The organism is Lacinutrix salivirga (assembly GCF_053604675.1).
On the sequence record NZ_JBSHNP010000135.1, the window covers coordinates 158,247 to 175,793 of the forward strand.

The 17,547-nt window shown below is 32.0% G+C and carries 17 protein-coding genes; 13 read left to right on the forward strand and 4 right to left on the reverse strand.

Translation table 11 applies throughout. The features are described 5' to 3' along the window. Positions 1 to 136 precede the first annotated feature (136 nt). The 8 genes from ACVC5O_RS12350 (at position 137) to ACVC5O_RS12385 (ending at position 7,666) form a co-directional block, all read left to right on the forward strand. Positions 137 to 1,474: a sodium:solute symporter family transporter gene (locus ACVC5O_RS12350; protein ID WP_452221791.1), complete on the forward strand. Its 1,338-nt coding sequence runs from the start codon at positions 137 to 139 to the stop codon at positions 1,472 to 1,474. Positions 1,475 to 2,112: 638 nt separating this feature from the next. After that, positions 2,113 to 2,940, forward strand: coding sequence for a metallophosphoesterase family protein (locus ACVC5O_RS12355; RefSeq protein ID WP_452221792.1), 828 nt, complete (start codon positions 2,113 to 2,115; stop codon positions 2,938 to 2,940). Between the two features lie 84 nt (positions 2,941 to 3,024). Next, positions 3,025 to 3,540 carry a rhodanese-like domain-containing protein gene (locus ACVC5O_RS12360; protein ID WP_452221793.1) on the forward strand — a complete coding sequence of 172 codons (516 nt, stop codon included), beginning with the start codon at positions 3,025 to 3,027 and terminating at the stop codon, positions 3,538 to 3,540. Positions 3,541 to 3,653: 113 nt separating this feature from the next. Then, positions 3,654 to 4,256 carry a TIGR04282 family arsenosugar biosynthesis glycosyltransferase gene (locus ACVC5O_RS12365; protein ID WP_452221794.1) on the forward strand — a complete coding sequence of 201 codons (603 nt, stop codon included), beginning with the start codon at positions 3,654 to 3,656 and terminating at the stop codon, positions 4,254 to 4,256. A gap of 30 nt (positions 4,257 to 4,286) precedes the next feature. Then, entirely contained in the window at positions 4,287 to 5,099 is an 813-nt protein-coding gene (locus ACVC5O_RS12370) for a purine-nucleoside phosphorylase (protein WP_452221795.1), read from the forward strand. Between the two features lie 3 nt (positions 5,100 to 5,102). Further along, complete coding sequence (locus tag ACVC5O_RS12375; protein ID WP_452221796.1) at positions 5,103 to 6,002, forward strand: sterol desaturase family protein; 900 nt, start codon at positions 5,103 to 5,105, stop codon at positions 6,000 to 6,002. 12 nt (positions 6,003 to 6,014) lie between these two features. Continuing rightward, a complete protein-coding gene (locus tag ACVC5O_RS12380) occupies positions 6,015 to 6,944 on the forward strand; it encodes a DUF547 domain-containing protein (protein ID WP_452221797.1) in 930 nt (309 codons plus the stop codon). A gap of 32 nt (positions 6,945 to 6,976) precedes the next feature. After that, entirely contained in the window at positions 6,977 to 7,666 is a 690-nt protein-coding gene (locus ACVC5O_RS12385; protein WP_452221798.1) for a TIGR04283 family arsenosugar biosynthesis glycosyltransferase, read from the forward strand. Here ACVC5O_RS12385 and ACVC5O_RS12390 read toward each other — a convergent pair. The 4 genes from ACVC5O_RS12390 to ACVC5O_RS12405 form a co-directional block, all read right to left on the reverse strand. After that, the gene (locus tag ACVC5O_RS12390) at positions 7,663 to 8,922 is read right to left on the reverse strand and encodes an outer membrane protein assembly factor (RefSeq protein WP_452221799.1); all 1,260 of its coding nucleotides are present in this window, start codon (positions 8,920 to 8,922) and stop codon (positions 7,663 to 7,665) included. The genes ACVC5O_RS12385 and ACVC5O_RS12390 overlap by 4 nt on opposite strands. Next, a complete protein-coding gene (locus ACVC5O_RS12395) occupies positions 8,919 to 9,917 on the reverse strand; it encodes a glycoside hydrolase family 113 (RefSeq protein ID WP_452221800.1) in 999 nt (332 codons plus the stop codon). Before ACVC5O_RS12395 ends, ACVC5O_RS12390 begins: the two co-directional genes overlap by 4 nt. Positions 9,918 to 10,001: 84 nt before the next feature. Next, complete coding sequence (locus ACVC5O_RS12400) at positions 10,002 to 10,862, reverse strand: hypothetical protein (RefSeq protein WP_452221801.1); 861 nt, start codon at positions 10,860 to 10,862, stop codon at positions 10,002 to 10,004. 46 nt (positions 10,863 to 10,908) lie between these two features. After that, a complete protein-coding gene (locus ACVC5O_RS12405) occupies positions 10,909 to 11,616 on the reverse strand; it encodes a DUF547 domain-containing protein (protein WP_452221802.1) in 708 nt (235 codons plus the stop codon). Positions 11,617 to 11,809: 193 nt separating this feature from the next. Here ACVC5O_RS12405 and ACVC5O_RS12410 point away from each other — a divergent pair, with 193 nt between their 5' ends. From ACVC5O_RS12410 to ACVC5O_RS12430, 5 genes are all read left to right on the forward strand, one after another. Next, on the forward strand, positions 11,810 to 13,159 hold the full coding sequence (locus ACVC5O_RS12410) for an NAD(P)/FAD-dependent oxidoreductase (protein WP_452221803.1): 1,350 nt from the start codon (positions 11,810 to 11,812) through the stop codon (positions 13,157 to 13,159). Positions 13,160 to 13,271: 112 nt separating this feature from the next. Next, the gene (locus ACVC5O_RS12415) at positions 13,272 to 14,852 is read left to right on the forward strand and encodes a 4Fe-4S binding protein (protein ID WP_452221804.1); all 1,581 of its coding nucleotides are present in this window, start codon (positions 13,272 to 13,274) and stop codon (positions 14,850 to 14,852) included. Further along, entirely contained in the window at positions 14,852 to 15,322 is a 471-nt protein-coding gene (locus ACVC5O_RS12420) for a toxin-antitoxin system YwqK family antitoxin (RefSeq protein ID WP_452221805.1), read from the forward strand. The genes ACVC5O_RS12415 and ACVC5O_RS12420 overlap by 1 nt, the downstream gene beginning before the upstream one ends. After that, complete coding sequence (locus ACVC5O_RS12425) at positions 15,319 to 16,011, forward strand: glycosyltransferase family 2 protein (RefSeq protein ID WP_452221806.1); 693 nt, start codon at positions 15,319 to 15,321, stop codon at positions 16,009 to 16,011. The genes ACVC5O_RS12420 and ACVC5O_RS12425 overlap by 4 nt, the downstream gene beginning before the upstream one ends. Then, the gene (locus ACVC5O_RS12430) at positions 16,008 to 17,498 is read left to right on the forward strand and encodes a cellulose synthase family protein (protein ID WP_452221807.1); all 1,491 of its coding nucleotides are present in this window, start codon (positions 16,008 to 16,010) and stop codon (positions 17,496 to 17,498) included. Before ACVC5O_RS12425 ends, ACVC5O_RS12430 begins: the two co-directional genes overlap by 4 nt. Positions 17,499 to 17,547 lie beyond the last annotated feature (49 nt).

The following is a 17,547-nucleotide window of genomic DNA, read 5'->3' on the forward strand; positions in this document are numbered from 1 at the left end:
ACTGTTGTAGAGGCTGGATAAACAATAAATAATAAGTAATGAAGCCTCACAGGTTTTAAAAACCTGTGAGGTCTATAAAAAAATAGAATTACAACCGAGTAAAACCACTTTCCTCTGGGAAGGTTAGGATAAAATTATGGAAACAATACATTGGCAATGGACACTAATTATCGGATCAAGTTTGATACTATTTTTAGTGTCGCCTTTAGCAAAAACAAAAGATCAGTTTTTTAAAGCTGTAAGTAACCGCAAAGCACCAAGCACTTTGGTGTTAACTGGTAGCTTAATTATCTCATGGATTTTTGCAAAAAGTATCACTAACGCTGCAAATCTCGGACTCGATTTTGGTATTGTAGGTGGTGTTGCTTATGCTGGTTATTATTTATCATTTGCAGTAGCAGGTGTTTTAATTTATCAAATGCGAACCAAAGGAGGCTTTAATAGCATCCATGAATTTTTAACCTCAAAATTTGGAAAAGGTGCCATGGCCATTTTCTCCGTCTTAATTGCTATTCGTTTATTTAATGAGGTTTGGAGCAACACGATGGTTATAGGAAGTTATTTTGGCGACAGAGAAAGCAATCCATACTATTTAGCTATTATCGTCTTTACAGTTTTAACTTTAGCGTATGCTATAAAAGGAGGTTTGAGCAGCTCTATATTTACAGATGTAATTCAAATGGTACTATTTTCAGTATTATTAATAGTCATTTTAGGAACTATTTTTTCTACGGAAAATTTCGAAGTTTCAGATATTACAACTTCAGGAACTTGGAGTTTTGAGTTAGGATTAAACTTGTTTTTTGCTGCGATTATACAATCGTTTAGTTATCCATTTCATGATCCTGTATTAACAGATCGTGCCTTTATAACCTCGCCAAAAGTGACGAGACGTAGTTTTTTATTAGCTAGTGTTTTAGGAGCAATTTGCATTATCCTGTTCAGTTTTATTGGTGTTTATGCGCAAACACAAGGTATGAAAGGTCAAGCAGCTGTAGAAGTTGGAAAAGCTTTTGGTGTAATCATTTTATTGGTCATTAATTTTATTATGATTACCTCTGCGGCTTCAACATTAGATTCCACGTTTTCATCATTTTCTAAGTTATTAGCTGTCGATTTAAAACTAGGAAAAAACCTTACTTTTGGTCGTGCTTCTATGGCAATAATAGCTATTTTAGGAACACTTCCTGTGTTTTTAGATGCCGAAATATTATCTGCCACAACCATTTCTGGGACTATGGTTATTGGTTTAACTCCAGTATTTGTATTCTGGAATATGGACGTCCCAAAAATAAGTTTTTACTTGAGTATTATTTGTGGACTGATTTTTGGTTTTATATTAGTTTTCGGAGTATTTCCTGAGTCCTTAATTTTTACAGACGGCAAATATGCCGATTTGCTTTGGGTAAATGTTTGGGGAATTTTAAGTTGTTGTTTGTTGTATATAATGCCGATGGTATTAAAAAAAAAGTAGAGATTCATACCTACAAGGTTCTATAAACCTTGCAGGATATGTAAAAAGTATAAATAGAATATTTAATTCTACTCAAAGGCAAAGTATTGCTTTTTGATAGTGCCTGTAGTTATTTGCAAGCTTTGGAAGCTTACAAAAAAGAATAGAGATTCATACCTACAAGGTTCTATAAACCTTGCAGGATATGTAAAAAGTATAAATAAAATATTTAATTCTACTCAAAGGCTTACTATTGCTTTTTGATAGTGTTTGTAGTTATTTGCAAGCTTTGGAAGCTTACAAAAAAGAGTAGAGATTCATACCTACGAGGTTCTATAAACCTTGCAGGATATGTAAAAAGTATAAATAGAATATTTAATTCTACTCAAAGGCTTAATATTGCTTTTTGATAGTGTTTGTAGTTATCTGCAAGCTTTGGAAGCTTACAAAAAAGAGTAGAGATTCATACCTACGAGGTTCTAAAAACCTTGCAGGATGAGTAAAAAGTATAAATAAATTAGAACATTTAATTCTACTCAAAGGCTTAATATTGCTTTTTGATAGTGCCTGTAGTTATTTGCAAGCTTTGGAAGCCTACAAAAAAGAGTAGAGATTCATACCTACAAGGTTCTAAAAACCTTGCAGGATAAATAAAAAATATGAATAAAAAAATAGAACATTTAGGCCTGCTCAAAGGCAAAGTATTGCTTTTTGGTGGTGTCTATAGCAATTTGCAAGCGCTAGAAGCGTTGAAGCAAGTGACTGAACGTGAACAAATTTCTGCTAAAAATTGTATCTGCACAGGAGATATTATTGGGTATTGTGCACAGCCCGAAGAAACTGTTCAATTGTTTAAACTATGGAACGCCAAGAGTATTGCTGGAAATGTGGAAATCCAATTGCGCGAAGGTGCTGAGGATTGTGGTTGTGATTTTAGAAAAGGCTCTCGTTGCGACGGTTTTTCGCAACAATGGTATCCTTTTGCACAAAGTAAATTATCGAAAAACGCAATAGCGTTTATAAAAACTATTCCTGATCATATCACATTTGATTATGCAGGTAAGCGTATAACTATAGTTCATGGCACTTATAATAATACTTCAGAATTTATTTTTAAATCTACACCTTGGGAACGTAAGCAACCTGACTTTGAAACGACTAAAAGCGATATAATTGTAGGTGGACATTGCGGCTTACCTTTTTATGATGAACATGATAATAAACTATGGCTAAATCCTGGTGTAATTGGAATGCCTGCAAATGATGGCAAACCAAGTGTATGGTATGCCATTTTGGACGATATAAATGAAAGTTTTACCTTTAAGCATCATACCTTAGAGTACAATTATAAATTAACTAGTAAATTAATGAATAACGGATTATTACCTCAAGAATATGCTAGAACGATTAAAACAGGAATTTGGGACAACACAGAGATTTTACCAGAAGTTGAAAGTGCTTTGCAAGGGTTTGAAATTCAATTATAAAATTTTAAATAAATACCATTCGGAAGCATCTCAATAATTATCGGGAGACTGAAGAGTCTCTTTCATAAACAGAATTATAAACAAATGAAATTAGTTTTTTTTATTTTCTTCGGAATAGTTTCGCTTTCACTTCAAGCACAATCATCGCTTGACGATTTATTAAAGCAATATAATAATAATGAAGTGCCTTATATTTCGGTTCAAGAATTAGCTATGCCTAAAACCGAAGTTATTGTTTTAGATGCTCGTGAAATATCAGAATACAAAGTTAGCCATCTTAAAAATGCTATTTTTGTTGGCTATAATCATTTTAATCTCCAAGAAACCATTCTAAAACTAAAAGACAAAAACCAACCAATTGTAGTGTATTGTTCATTAGGTATTAGGTCTGAAACGATTGCAAATAGACTTCAAAAAGCTGGCTATACCAATGTTAAAAATTTATATGGTGGAATTTTTGAGTGGAAAAACAATGACTTCGACGTGTATAATTCCGAACACAAAAAAACCGATAGTATTCATGCGTTTTCCAAAGCGTGGAGCAAATGGTTAACTAACGGAACTAAAGTTTATCCTAAAGCTATAAAAAAAAGCAATTAAGTTTTGTCATTCCAACAGAGAGAAGAATGAACGACGAGGAATCTCATTTCAATTAGAGATTCATCGTTTCACTCTGAATGACAGAAAAAATAATATTAACTTGAATTAAATTATTGAAAACCGCATTAATCATCTTCACAAGGAATCCAGAATTAGGCAAATGCAAAACACGTTTGGCTAAAACTTTGGGAGATCAATCTGCTTTAAATATTTACAGATATTTATTGCAACATACAGCTAATGTTGCTCAACAAGTAGAAGCTGATCGCTATGTGTTTTATTCCGAAGAAATTAATACTAATGATATTTGGAGTGCAGTGTATTTCAAAAAAAATCTACAAAAAGGTAATGATTTAGGCGAACGCATGCACAATGCTTTTGAAGAATTATTAAATTCAGGTTACCAAAAAGTAATCATTATTGGTAGTGATTTACTAGATTTAAATAAAGACATTATTGAAGAAGCTTTTATAAAATTAGAAGGCAATGATGTGGTAATTGGTCCTGCCTTAGATGGAGGCTACTACCTTTTAGGTATGAAAAACCTGCATCCAGCTATTTTTAAAAATAAAGCTTGGGGAACCGAAACGGTTAGAGAAACTACTTTAGCAGATTTAAAAAACAAGGTCGTATCTTTGTTAAAACCACTTAATGATATCGATACATTTAACGATATGAAACATTATGACGTTTTAAAACAATTTTATAACCTCTAAAACATATTTCCGTTTTTGCGGATAATGATTATGATTAAATTTATAACAGAAACTGCTAACTATTTAAAATCTAAAGGTTTTAAAAACCCTGAAATAGGTATTATTTTAGGTACAGGTTTAGGACAATTAACAAATGAAATCGAAGTAATTGCAGAAGTGAGTTATAACCACATTCCTAACTTCCCAACGGCAACTGTAGAGTTTCATAAAGGAAAATTAATTTATGGAACCTTAGCTGGTAAAAAAGTAATTGTCATGCAAGGTCGTTTTCATATTTACGAAGGCTATTCATTACAAGATGTAACATATCCTGTTCGTGTTATGGAAAAATTAGGCGTTTCAACATTATTGGTTTCTAACGCTTCTGGAGCTGTAAATTTAAACTTCAAAAAAGGAGAATTAATGCTTATTGACGACCACATCAATTTACAAGGTGGCTCTCCTCTAGCGTTTAAAGGTGTTGAAGCTTTAGGCGAGCGTTTTACAGATATGAGTGCGCCATACAATCTTAAAATCAATGCTAAATTTAAAGCCATTGCTAAGGCAAACAATATTAAATTACACCAAGGTGTTTACGCTAGTGTTGTTGGACCACAATTAGAAACTAGAGCAGAATATCGTATGTTAAAAACTATTGGAGCAGACGCTGTTGGCATGAGTACAGTACCAGAAATAATTGTTGCTAACCACCTAAATTTAAAGGCTGCTGCAATTTCTGTATTAACAGATGAATGTGATCCAGACAACCTTAAGCCAGTAAATATTAGCGAAATTATTGCTATGGCTGCCAAAGCAGAACCCAATATGATTACACTATTTAAAGAGTTAATTAAAAGCTTATAAATTTTGGAAAAATATATAGACATAATAAAAAACTCCTATTCCGAATATTGGAATTATCTTAAACAAGAACTTTTGTTTCAAAATAATTGGGATAATTATTTTTATGGTTTAATTGCTATTTCTTTAATTGTTTGGTTGTTAGAAATTATTTTCCCTTGGCGTAAAAATCAAGGTGTTTTTAGAAAAGATTTTTGGTTAGATACTTTTTATATGTTCTTCAATTTTTTTCTATTAAATTTAATTGTACTCATTGCTTTATCTAATACTGCTGCTGCTTTTTTCGATGATATTTTAGGGGTTGTTGGCTTAAGTTTAAAAAGCTTCCAACTTTTTGATTCTACAGATTTACCAAAATGGTTAGGCCTACTTATTTTCTTTTTAGTAAACGATTTTGTACAATGGAACACGCATCGTTTACTCCATCGTGTGCCTTGGCTATGGAATTTCCACAAAGTACACCATAGCGTTAAAGAAATGGGATTTGCTGCGCACTTACGTTACCATTGGATGGAGCCAGTAGTTTACAACTCCATTCGTTATATTCCATTAGCTATAATTGCAAATTACAGTGCGCAAGATGTTGCTATTGTTTATTTCTTTGCCATTACAATAGGCCATTTAAACCATGCTAATTTAGGCTGGGATTATGGTGTTTTTAAATACATTTTTAATAATCCAAAAATGCACATTTGGCATCATGCAAAAGAATTACCAAAACATGTTAGGTATGGTGTAAATTACGGACTAACACTAAGTATTTGGGATTATATTTTTAAAACAGACTACGTTCCGCATAACGGAAGAGATATAGAACTTGGTTTTGAAGGTGACGAAACATTTCCAAAAGATTTTTTAAGTCAGGAATTATATGTGTTTCCGAAAAAAAAGGAAGCGCACCAATAAAATAATTTTTATATGAAATATGTATGTGTAATTGTATTCACTTTTTTAATTACATCGTGTTGCAGTACAAAACAAGCGGTTATAAATGGGGAAAAAGCAACCGCTTCAACTGAAGCAACAACAGTTGAAGAAAATGTAGCTTTAGAAAAAAACGAAGAAGAAACCATTATTACGCAAACAGTAGAAGTTGTAGATAATAATGGAAATACAATTGCGGAAGTTGATAAAGTAGATGAAGCTGAAGACATTCTCAAAGAATCAAAACAAGATTCAATACCATATAAATCTTTAAAAAAACTCGACTTTGATCATTCAAAATTTGACGACTTATTAAAAAAATACGTGTCAAAAGAAGGCGCAGTAAACTATAAAGGCATAAAAACGGAACGCTCAACTTTAACAAATTACATTAAATCGCTAGGAAAAAATTTACCAGAAAACCATTGGAGTAAAGAAGAAAAATTAGCCTATTGGATAAACGCTTACAATGCGTTAACAATAGATTTAATACTACGTAATTATCCAACAAAAAGCATTAAAGACATAAAAGACCCTTGGGAACAACGCTTATGGAAACTTGGCGATAAATGGTATAATTTAGACCAAATAGAACACCAAATTATTCGTAAAATGAATGAGCCTCGTATTCATTTTGCCTTAGTTTGTGCAGCAAAATCCTGTCCGAAACTTAACAACAACGCTTTTACTGCGAGTAATTTAGATACCGAATTAACAAGATTGACTAAAGAGTTTTTGAGTGACCCAACAAAAAACTCCATTTCTAAAAACAAACTAGAACTTTCAAAAATCTTTAAATGGTTTTCAAAAGATTTTAAAACAGAGGGTTCTGTGATCGATTTTATAAATAAATATACAGATATTACTATTTCTGAAGATGCCAAAAAGAGTTTCAAAGATTATAATTGGGAATTAAATAATTAAAACCAATCTTTTAAAATTGTCGTAAGTTAAATATGATAAGCATTATAATTCCCGTTTTAAATGAAGAAAAAAATATTAAAGAGCTCCTCTATCATTTAATAGATAATGCATCGCTTACTACCATTTCAGAACTAATTATTGTTGATGGCGGAAGCACAGATAATACAATTGAACGCGTTAAAAATTTAGACCTTAACATTAAAGTTTTAAATTCTCAAAAAGGACGTGCTAAACAAATGAATGTTGGTGCAAAAGCTGCAAAAGGTAATATTTTTTACTTTCTTCATGCCGATTCTTTTCCTCCAAACAGATACGATGAGCTTATTTTAAACGAAATAAAAAAAGGAAATAATGCAGGTTGTTTTAGATTACAATTTGATAATAACCATTGGTGGTTACGTTTAGCAAGTTGGCTTACTCAATTCTCATGGAGAGCATGTAGAGGAGGCGATCAAAGTCAATTTATTACAAAAGCATTATTTGATGATATTGGAGGTTACGACGAAAGTTTTTCTATTTATGAAGACAATATTTTAATTAACGAATTATATAAACGTAAAGAATTTGTAGTTATAAATAAGAAACTCAAAACCTCGGCAAGACGATACGAAAAACGTGGCATTTGGAGACTACAATATCACTTTTGGACAATATATGTTAAAAAATGGTTTGGAGCTAGTGCAGACGATTTGTATGCGTATTATAAAAAGCATATTGCTTAAAAATATTGCCCAATACCAAAAACTAATCCCTGTGTGGCATCTGGAGTAATACCAATACCATAATCTATTCTAAAAATTGCATTAAATATTTTTTTATGGATAAAACGCAATCCAAAACCAGGATATACTCTTAAATTTTGTGACTCTGCAAAATCACCAAAATCACCTCCTGGATTTCGCCAGCTTCCTGCATCAATAAAAGCATTACCTTGAAGAGAAAACCAATTTTTTTCGTATAACGTATAACGATATTCCGTATTTAAAACTATTGCTGCAGTGCCTCTGTCAATAGTATTACCAACACCTCTAATATTTAAATTATTATCTACTGAAAAAGGTGCAAATGGTGTGTCATTATTTGTGGCAACACCTAAACGTAATCTGTTTGCCCAATTGCCTTTTTTACCAAACCGCTTAAAATATTGAAAATCATTCCAACCAATTAAAAAAGCAGGTAATTGAGTTTGATCTCTAGAGGTTACATATTGAAAGTTAAAAATACTTCTAAATCCTTCTACATATTGATAATCGTAATCTAAATTATTGTACTCGTAAATAAATTTATAAAGTATTTTATTCACTTTTAAATTTTGAGGCACGGCAGGACTTGTAGCTCCTGATTTATACTTGTAATCCTCAGTAAAATAATTAACACCTAACTCAAAACGGTTTTTAAGGTTAAGTTGGTACAGTCCTAAAACCTCGTAAGAATTATTATTATACTTATAATCTGCGATACTATTATCAAAAAATACTGGTTCTTGTGTTGTTAAATTTTGATGGTTTAGAGCAAGGCCTAAATGTCTAGAAAACAAATAAGGTGCTCTAAAATTTATAGCATAAGAGCTGTAAATATCTTTTTGATAAAAGCCTCCAAAAGCAATATTTTGTCCAAATAAATTAAACTCGTAGAGTCCTAAACGGTAAGCAAACTCATCGTCGTTAGTAGTATAAACGTTTGCAGATGGTATAATTGTAAAATTTTCTTCAATAGTATAAACCACATTATAGGTGTAATCTCCAACAGGAAATACTTGATATGAGGCGTGTGCTATAGAAGGTAAACGTTTTAAAACTTTTATGTCTTCTTCAATTTTTGTTGAATCTAAAACGCTTCGAGCTTTAACTAATGCTATTTTTTTTACAAAAGACGATTTAAGCTTTTTATTGCCTTGAACTTTTAAATCTAAAACAGTAAAATCTTGAGCCTGAGAAAACAGACCAAACAATAAAATTAGGTAAACTATATTTTTCATTTTTTTAAATAAAAGGTTTTAATAACGTGCTCCACAGGTTTATTTTGAGGTGTAAATTGGTTGTCATTTGCTCCACCAACCTTATTATGCGCATGAAACCATTTCCAAACAAAACCGCCTGCAAACCACTCTTGCTCCCAAAACTCTTCAAATAAGGCTTGAGTTGCATTTGTTTGTCCTTCAAAATTTAACGATTGTAAGGTGTGATCGCTTTGCCATGGTTCTTTTGCTGTAAAATCCACACTACGATATCCAAATTCGGTAAACAAAATGGGTTTATTATGAGTTTGATAAAGGGATTCAATTACTGGTTTGTGTTTTTGCCATCCTACTTTACAAGCTTCTATTGTTGGTGTTTTCATTTCGCTTAAAGGGAAATAAGCATCTACTCCAATATAATCTAATTCGCTCCAAAATGGTGTACGCTTAAACTCATCCCAATTAGCTGCATACGTTAATTTGCCTTTATAGATTTCTTTAATTTTCTTTATTAAATTATGCCAATATTCTGGTCTTTCTGTTACAAAACCTTCTAACTCTGTTCCTATACAAAACAATTCTGCTTTGGTTTCTTTTGCTAGACTTGCATACTCTAAAATAAAACTAGTATAGGTATCTTCTAATGCTTTCCAATCTGCTTCACTATTCATTTTAATATAGCCAGTAAACTCACCATTCCAAACCCAAATTTGGGGTTTTATCATTATTTTAATGTTCTGCTTTTTTAGTTCTTGTATATATTGTTTTGCTCCTGCTCTTGTTTCTCCAAACCATTGTCGCTCTGTATTGTGTATAATTTTAGGAGTATCTATAGCTTTCATAAACCCAAAAGGCATAATTGCTGCATAATTAGCATTTACATTAACTACAGGTTTTGTATGTAATTTGCTAATTTTTTCTGGAGAAGCCACAAAACTCACACCATTAATTTTTTCGTCTTGTGCTGTACAAGATTGAAAAAGAAAGACCAAAATTACAATTACAAATAGACGCATAAATTATATAAAGCTTAAATATAAAAATATCCCATTACAAAAATGGGATACTTACAAACATACCTAATTATAAACAGAAGTCTGTTAAAATAAAGCTCGTAACCCAATATTAAAGGATTGACCTAAACCTGTATTACTTCCTCTTACAAATTTGCTGTACAAGGCTTCTAAATTTAATGTTTTTGTTAATTGGTATTTTCCACCAAAACCTAAAGCGGTAAAATCTTGTTCGAAATCACCAAAGCGTTGTTGGTGTTGCACAAAACCTAATACTGTGGACTTATCGCCTGGAAAATAACTCATAAAAACGCCAGGTGCTACTACAAATGTTTTGTTTGCAAAGCTGTTTTCTTCGCCAAAATTATACTCTGTATTTAACTCTGTAAACAATTGCCAATCTCCACTTGGCAGAGTATAATCGTAAAAAAAACGGTTTTGAAAGGTGTAAGCGGTTTGGTCTAAAAATACACCTTGCTCAACTTCATTATCTAACAACGGAATATGAAAAGCGGTTTGAATAGTAAAATTACTAACGCTCTTTAAAGGGTTAAATTTAATTACAGGTGCAAAAGACGTAAAACCAGAACGTGCAGTACCAGTTTCACCATCAAATGAAAAAACATCAGTTGCATTTCTATCGTTAATAACATTGGATCTAATTTCTGCTAACACACCAACATTAACTCTATTGCTATTAGAAATTCCTGTAAACACATCTATACTAGAGGTAAAATACGTTTCTCGCGCTTTATCTGCTTTGTTACCATTAAAAGTCCCTTTGGTTTCTGTATATAAATTATTAAACCATTTAATGTCCCATTGTCCTTTACTTAATAATTTTGAAGGCGTATAGGTTTGGATATTACTTGAAGCAGTATCATCTTCTTGCGAAAAACCTGTAAAGGTAAAGGCTATTATTACTAGTAATGTAAGTGATTTTTTCATAAAATTTGGTATAATACTCTTTTAGTTGAGCGTTTTTAGTTTGTATTTATTTTTTATTTAAGTTCCAGTTATAGGTGTAGTAAGTAACTTTTGCATTAGACTCCAATTTATTTTCTCTAAATTGATTGATATAGTTTATTTCGTTTCCGTTTTTTATAAAGTCCGCTTTATACCATTTAAAAATTTCAGACAATTGTACTTTCCCTTTTTTAACTTTTATAAAATTAGGATTGTTTAAAGCTAGCTCTGTTTGTTGTTGTAATTGTTGCTCTAACGTGTCTGGTGTATAAGCTTCGCTAATTAAAGGAGGACAACCTATTGCACCACAAACTAAAACAAAATGAACACGAGCATCGTTAAATTGCGCTCTTAGTAATTTGTTTTCTATGTCGTTTAATGTAATGGATTTTCCTGCCAAACTATGTGTTTTTTTATCGAAAAAACCAGCTTTATCCAATGGAGATTTAATTGGGTAATTATCTATTATCCCTTTTATTACTGAAAGATTATAGGCATTAATCCAAAACGCCTGATAGTTTTTAGCATCTGTTTTTGCCACCTGAATCCCTTCAGCTAGTTTTAAAACTTTATGCAATTGTTCTGGGTTTTTAGCTATGGCATCGTAATCTACTTTTCCGTTAGCAACATTTGCTTTCATAAAAACAGAGGTGTCGCTAAAAAAGGTATTAATATCTTGTGCTGAAACAGAGAAGCTTCCTATAAAAACAAGTATTAAAAAGAATATGTTTTTCATCTTGATTATAAATTGATTATTGCTTCAGTCTTTATCACTTCAAAAAACTTTCAAAAAAAACAAAAAATTTTCGCGTCTTATTTATCTGCTAAAACTTACACACTCTTTTTAATTTATATCCATTCTAAATGTTTAATCATTAATTAAGTTATTATATTTAGTTTCGACTATAAGAGCGCAACAAGCAAAACAAATGGAACACATTGTTATAATAGGAAACGGAATTTCTGGTGTTACACTAGCCAGACACGTAAGAAAATCATCCAACAAAAAAATCACAATCGTCTCTGCCGAAACTGATTATTTTTTCTCTCGCACTGCATTAATGTACGTGTATATGGGACACATGAAGTTTGAGCACACGCAACCTTATGAGAATTGGTTTTGGAAAAAAAACAGAATTGAACTTAAAAAAGGGTTTGTTAAGCATGTTGAAACAGAGACAAAAACACTGCATTTTGCTGAAGGTGACACACTTAATTACGATAAGTTAGTTATTGCAACAGGTAGCAAACCTAATAAATTTGGGTGGCTAGGACAAGATTTAGATGGTGTGCAAGGATTATATAGTAAACAAGATTTGGATACTTTAGAAGAAAACGCACCTAATAAAGAGGTCTGTAAACGTGCTGTAATTGTTGGTGGAGGATTAATAGGTATTGAATTTGCCGAAATGCTTGTAAGCCGGAAAATCCCTGTTACATTTTTAGTTAGAGAAAGTAGTTTTTGGAATGGTGTGTTGCCAGAAGGTGAAAGCGCAATGATTAGTGAACATATTAAAAGTCATCACATAGATTTACGTTTATCTACCAATTTAAAAGAAATTAAAGCTGATGATAATGGACGTGTAAAATCAATTATTATTGAAGAAACAGGAGAAGAAATTACTTGTAATGTTGTGGGTTTAACAGCTGGTGTTAGTCCAAATATAGACTTTTTAAATACATCTAATATTGAAATAGGACGTGGTGTTTTGGTTAATAGACTATTAGAAACAAACGTTAAAGATGTGTACGCTATTGGCGATTGTGCAGAGCAACGTAACGCTATTGGAAACCGCAGAGCCATTGAAGCTGTTTGGTACACAGGACGTATGATGGGAGAAACTTTAGCGCAAACTATTTGTGATAATCCTACGGAATATAGACCTGGACATTGGTTTAACTCGGCTAAATTTTTAGACATAGAGTACCAAACCTATGGTTGGGTATTTGGGGAAAAAGGACGACCAGATTACGAAACACATTTTCATTGGAGACACCATAAAGAGGATATTTGTATTACAGTTGCTTTTAATAAAAATACCAAAGAGTTTTTAGGCATAAATACCTTTGGAATACGCATGCGACATCACATTTTTGATAAATGGCTAACTGAAAAACGAGATGTGGATTATGTAATGAGTTATTTAAAAGATGCCAATTTTGATCCCGAATTTTATAAAGCTTACGAAAGTGATATTATAAACCAATACAATACACAATATAATACTAATCTTACAGCACAAAAAAAGAGTTGGAAACGCATTTTTAGCAAAGCCTAATTTAAACTTACTCTTAAACTGCAAGGTTTTAAAAACCTTGTAGTTTTAAATAATTAAACATGCCTACAAGGTTGTTGAGACCTTGCAGGAGATATAAAAAGAATAAAAACGCATGAAATTAATAAAAAATATAGGATTGGTCATTTTCTTAATTGGATTAGCCATTTTTACTGCATTACCTCTTTTAGGTACTTTTAAATTAGAAGCACCAGAACTAAAAGGAATTGTTGGAGATAACCAATTTAAAAGTGAGGTTTTTATTCAAAGCTTAAAGGATGATGTTTATAATAAGACCTTTAATGGAATGCAAAATCTATCTCCAGTAATCTCAAAGGCATTAAAAAATGCTAACGAAATCCATAAAAACAACAAGGAATGGGATAAAATTATTTATACAAAGTCCAGTGACTTAGCTGCTGCAATTGGTAAAAAATCTGCGAATGGATTTATTGTTAACAATAAAGGGTTAATGTGGCTTTTAACCTTTGGATTAGGTAGTATTGGAGCGCTTATGTTTATTCTTCCTAACGCTATTTTATTGGGTAAAAAAGGCATAAAAAATGATGGTATTTATCATAACAGTGCTACAAATCGAGGTTGGATTGGTTGGATGGTGTTTATTTTTTTAGTCTCATTTTATTTAGTCCTTTATTTTGCCTCAGAATATGCCACAAATTGGACATTTTTAGTAGATCCAATAAGTGAGTTTTTAAGTGGAAATCCTGCTGGACAATGGTTTGTTTACGGGTTTATGTATTGTGTGGTAATGACAGTTATGGCAGTAAGAATGTACATAAAATACCGTCATAATATTTACCAAGTCTTTAGAACGACTTCTGTTTTATTTTTTCAAATTGTGTTTGCGTTTATTATTCCAGAAATTATGGTAAGACTACAAATGCCATATTATGATTTTAAAAATGCATTCCCTTTAGACTACGATTTCTTTTTTCAATGGAATTTAAAAGAGTTAATAAATAATGGTGGAATAGGAATTTTTATTCTGGTTTGGGGTATTATACTTACCTTAGTTATTGTACCAATAATGGTCTATTTTTTTGGTAAACGTTGGTATTGTTCTTGGGTTTGCGGCTGTGGTGGTTTAGCCGAAACACTTGGTGATCCTTATAGGCAACACTCCGATAAATCATTATTTGCATGGAAAGTAGAACGTTATTTAGTACATGCTGTTCTGGTTTTTGTTGTAGTAATGACAGTGATGACTCTATATAGCTTTTTTAGTGATACAGGAACCGTTTTAGGTATTCAAACATCGACTGTACAAAGTATTTACAGTTTAGTGATTGGGTCTATTTTTGCTGGAGTTATTGGTACAGGTTTCTACCCAATTTTTGGAAATAGAGTGTGGTGTCGTTTTGGTTGTCCTTTAGCTGCGTATTTAGGGTTTGTACAACGTTTTAAATCGCGTTTTAGAATTACAACCAATGGTGGACAATGTATCTCTTGCGGAAATTGCTCTACCTATTGCGAGCAAGGTATTGATGTAAGAGCTTATGCACAAAAGGGCGAAAACATAATTCGTTCTAGCTGTGTTGGTTGTGGTGTTTGTAGTGCTGTTTGTCCGCGTGGTGTATTAAAATTAGAAAATGGACCTGAAGCAGGACGCATAAATCCAACCGAAATTTTATTAGGTAACGATGTAAATTTAATGGATTTATTAAACCAAAAATAATGCGTTTATTTATTCTGTTTTTAGTTTTTACTTTTACTATTTCTGCTCAAGAAAAGTACGAAAAGCTTTATTTTAATACAGGTGTTTTAGAATCTGAAGGTTGGATAAAAAACACAGAACAAACAGGATTCTGGAAATTCTACTACACTAATGGTAAGTTAAAAAAAGAAGGTCATTTTAAATATGGTAAAGAAACAAAGTATTGGTATTTTTATCGCAAAAATGGCACTATAGAAAAAGAAGGCCATTATTTAAATGGAGCAAAAATCGATTGGTGGTTATTTTACGACAAAAAAGAACACATTAACCACAAGTGCCAACTAAAAAACAATCAAAAAAATGGCTACTGTTTACAATACAAAAATAAAAAGCTAATCTCTGCCAAAAAATTTAAAGCAGGAAAACTACTAAAAGAATGGACCGATTTTAAGTCCTTTAAAAAAGAAAATAATTTAAGAGATTTAAAATGACCCAAATAAAAGTGATCATTCCTGCCTATAATGAACAAGATTCCATTGCGAATGTTATACATGACATTCCAAAAATTGTAGATGAAATTATTGTAGTCAATAACAACTCCACAGATGCTACAGAAACTAATGCAAAACAAGCAGGTGCAACCGTTTTAACTGAGAACAGAAAAGGCTATGGTTATGCCTGTTTAAAAGGCATGGATTATATTGCTTTACAAACTCAAAAACCAGACATCGTAGTGTTTTTGGATGGCGATTATAGTGATTTCCCCGAAGAACTCACCAAAATAATAGCTCCAATACTAAATAAAGACGTAGATTTTGTAATTGGTGCCAGAGTAAAACGACTTAGAGAGGAAGGTTCCATGACACCTCAACAAATTTTTGGCAATTGGTTAGCCACAAGTTTAATGCGTTTGTTTTTTAAGTCAACCTTTACAGATTTAGGCCCTTTTAGAGCCATAAAATACACTACACTATTAGGCTTAAATATGGAAGACAAAACCTATGGTTGGACAGTAGAAATGCAACTAAAAGTATTAAAGCAAAATATAAAATATAAAGAAATTCCTGTAAACTACAGAAACAGGATAGGAGTCTCTAAAGTTTCAGGAACCGTAAAAGGTAGTATATTTGCAGGCATCAAAATCCTTGGTTGGATTTTTAAGTATAGTTTTAAAAAATGATAATTGAAAGCATAATAATTGTAATTTATTCCATAGCACTATTGCTTATATTTATGTATGCTTTAGCGCAACTCAACTTGCTTTTTAATTATCTAACAGCACAAAAAAACAAAGAAAAATTACCAGAATTAGATTTTTCTAATCCTAATAAAGTCCCTTTTGTTACTATACAATTGCCAGTATTTAACGAGTTGTATGTTATGGAGCGTTTGCTAGATAATATTGCGCTTATTGATTATCCAAGAGAAAAACTAGAAATCCAAGTTTTAGACGATTCTACAGACGAAACTGTACAAACCACAGCAGCACAAATAGCAAAAATAAAAGCCTCAGGTTTAGACATTACTCATATTTGCAGAGCCAATCGACAAGGCTTTAAAGCAGGCGCATTAAAAGAAGGGTTAAAAATTGCAAAAGGAGAATTTATAGCAATTTTTGATGCCGATTTTCTGCCAAAAAAAAACTGGCTAAAACAAACCATTCCTTATTTTGAAACTGAAGACATTGGAGTTGTACAAACCCGTTGGAGCCATATTAACAGAAACTACTCTATACTTACAAAAATACAAGCCTTCGCTTTAGATGCACACTTTACTTTAGAGCAAGTAGGACGTAATAGTAAAGGCCATTTCATTAATTTTAATGGTACTGCAGGCATCTGGAGAAAAACCTGTATTGTAGATGCAGGTAATTGGGAAGGCGATACACTTACCGAAGATTTAGACCTAAGCTACAGAGCGCAGCTTAAAAACTGGAAATTTAAATATTTAGAAGGCGTAGAAACTCCTGCCGAATTGCCAGTTGTAATAAGTGCAGCACGTTCACAACAATTTAGATGGAATAAAGGTGGTGCTGAAAATTTTAGAAAAATGATGTGGCGCGTTCTTAAAAGCAAAAACATTTCATCTAAAACAAAAATACATAGCATATTGCATTTATTAAACAGCACTATGTTTTTAAATGTACTTATTGTTGGTGTATTAAGTATTCCAATGTTATACATTAAAAACGAATATGAGCATTTAAAACTATACTTTTTGGTCATGAGTTTCTTTGTTGTAAGTACAGTAATCTTTTTTATTTGCTATTGGTTTATGTACAAAAAAACTTATGGCAGTGGTGCAAAAAACTTTGTACAATATATAGTTATGTTTTTTACGTTTTTCTCCATAGCCATGGGATTTTCGCTACACAATAGTATTGCTGTTTTAGAAGGTCATTTTGGTAAACGTAGCGATTTTGTTCGCACACCAAAATTCAATATTAACAACCTAAAAGACAGCTGGAAAGGCAATAAATATTTAAAGAAAAATATTTCTGCGCATGTAATTATTGAAGGCCTTCTCATGCTCTATTTCGCGTTTGGAATGTACAGTGCATTTGTGGTTGGTGACCAAGGAGGCGATTTTGGTTTATTTCCATTTCACCTTATGCTATTTTTAGGATTTGGTTATGTGTTTTTTAAATCGTTAACCTCAAAAGTTTAGTTGTTTTGGCGTTCCCTAAAGGTCGTGCTTTCCGCTATATCTTTTTTGG

Coding starts and splice junctions, on each gene's coding strand:
- ACVC5O_RS12350 (WP_452221791.1), top strand. CDS start 137: ATGGAAACAATACATTGGCAATGGACACTAATTATCGGATCAAGTTTG.
- ACVC5O_RS12355 (WP_452221792.1), top strand. CDS start 2,113: ATGAATAAAAAAATAGAACATTTAGGCCTGCTCAAAGGCAAAGTATTG.
- ACVC5O_RS12360 (WP_452221793.1), top strand. CDS start 3,025: ATGAAATTAGTTTTTTTTATTTTCTTCGGAATAGTTTCGCTTTCACTT.
- ACVC5O_RS12370 (WP_452221795.1), top strand. CDS start 4,287: ATGATTAAATTTATAACAGAAACTGCTAACTATTTAAAATCTAAAGGT.
- ACVC5O_RS12380 (WP_452221797.1), top strand. CDS start 6,015: ATGAAATATGTATGTGTAATTGTATTCACTTTTTTAATTACATCGTGT.
- ACVC5O_RS12385 (WP_452221798.1), top strand. CDS start 6,977: ATGATAAGCATTATAATTCCCGTTTTAAATGAAGAAAAAAATATTAAA.
- ACVC5O_RS12390 (WP_452221799.1), bottom strand. CDS start 8,922: ATGAAAAATATAGTTTACCTAATTTTATTGTTTGGTCTGTTTTCTCAG.
- ACVC5O_RS12395 (WP_452221800.1), bottom strand. CDS start 9,917: ATGCGTCTATTTGTAATTGTAATTTTGGTCTTTCTTTTTCAATCTTGT.
- ACVC5O_RS12400 (WP_452221801.1), bottom strand. CDS start 10,862: ATGAAAAAATCACTTACATTACTAGTAATAATAGCCTTTACCTTTACA.
- ACVC5O_RS12405 (WP_452221802.1), bottom strand. CDS start 11,616: ATGAAAAACATATTCTTTTTAATACTTGTTTTTATAGGAAGCTTCTCT.
- ACVC5O_RS12410 (WP_452221803.1), top strand. CDS start 11,810: ATGGAACACATTGTTATAATAGGAAACGGAATTTCTGGTGTTACACTA.
- ACVC5O_RS12415 (WP_452221804.1), top strand. CDS start 13,272: ATGAAATTAATAAAAAATATAGGATTGGTCATTTTCTTAATTGGATTA.
- ACVC5O_RS12420 (WP_452221805.1), top strand. CDS start 14,852: ATGCGTTTATTTATTCTGTTTTTAGTTTTTACTTTTACTATTTCTGCT.
- ACVC5O_RS12425 (WP_452221806.1), top strand. CDS start 15,319: ATGACCCAAATAAAAGTGATCATTCCTGCCTATAATGAACAAGATTCC.
- ACVC5O_RS12430 (WP_452221807.1), top strand. CDS start 16,008: ATGATAATTGAAAGCATAATAATTGTAATTTATTCCATAGCACTATTG.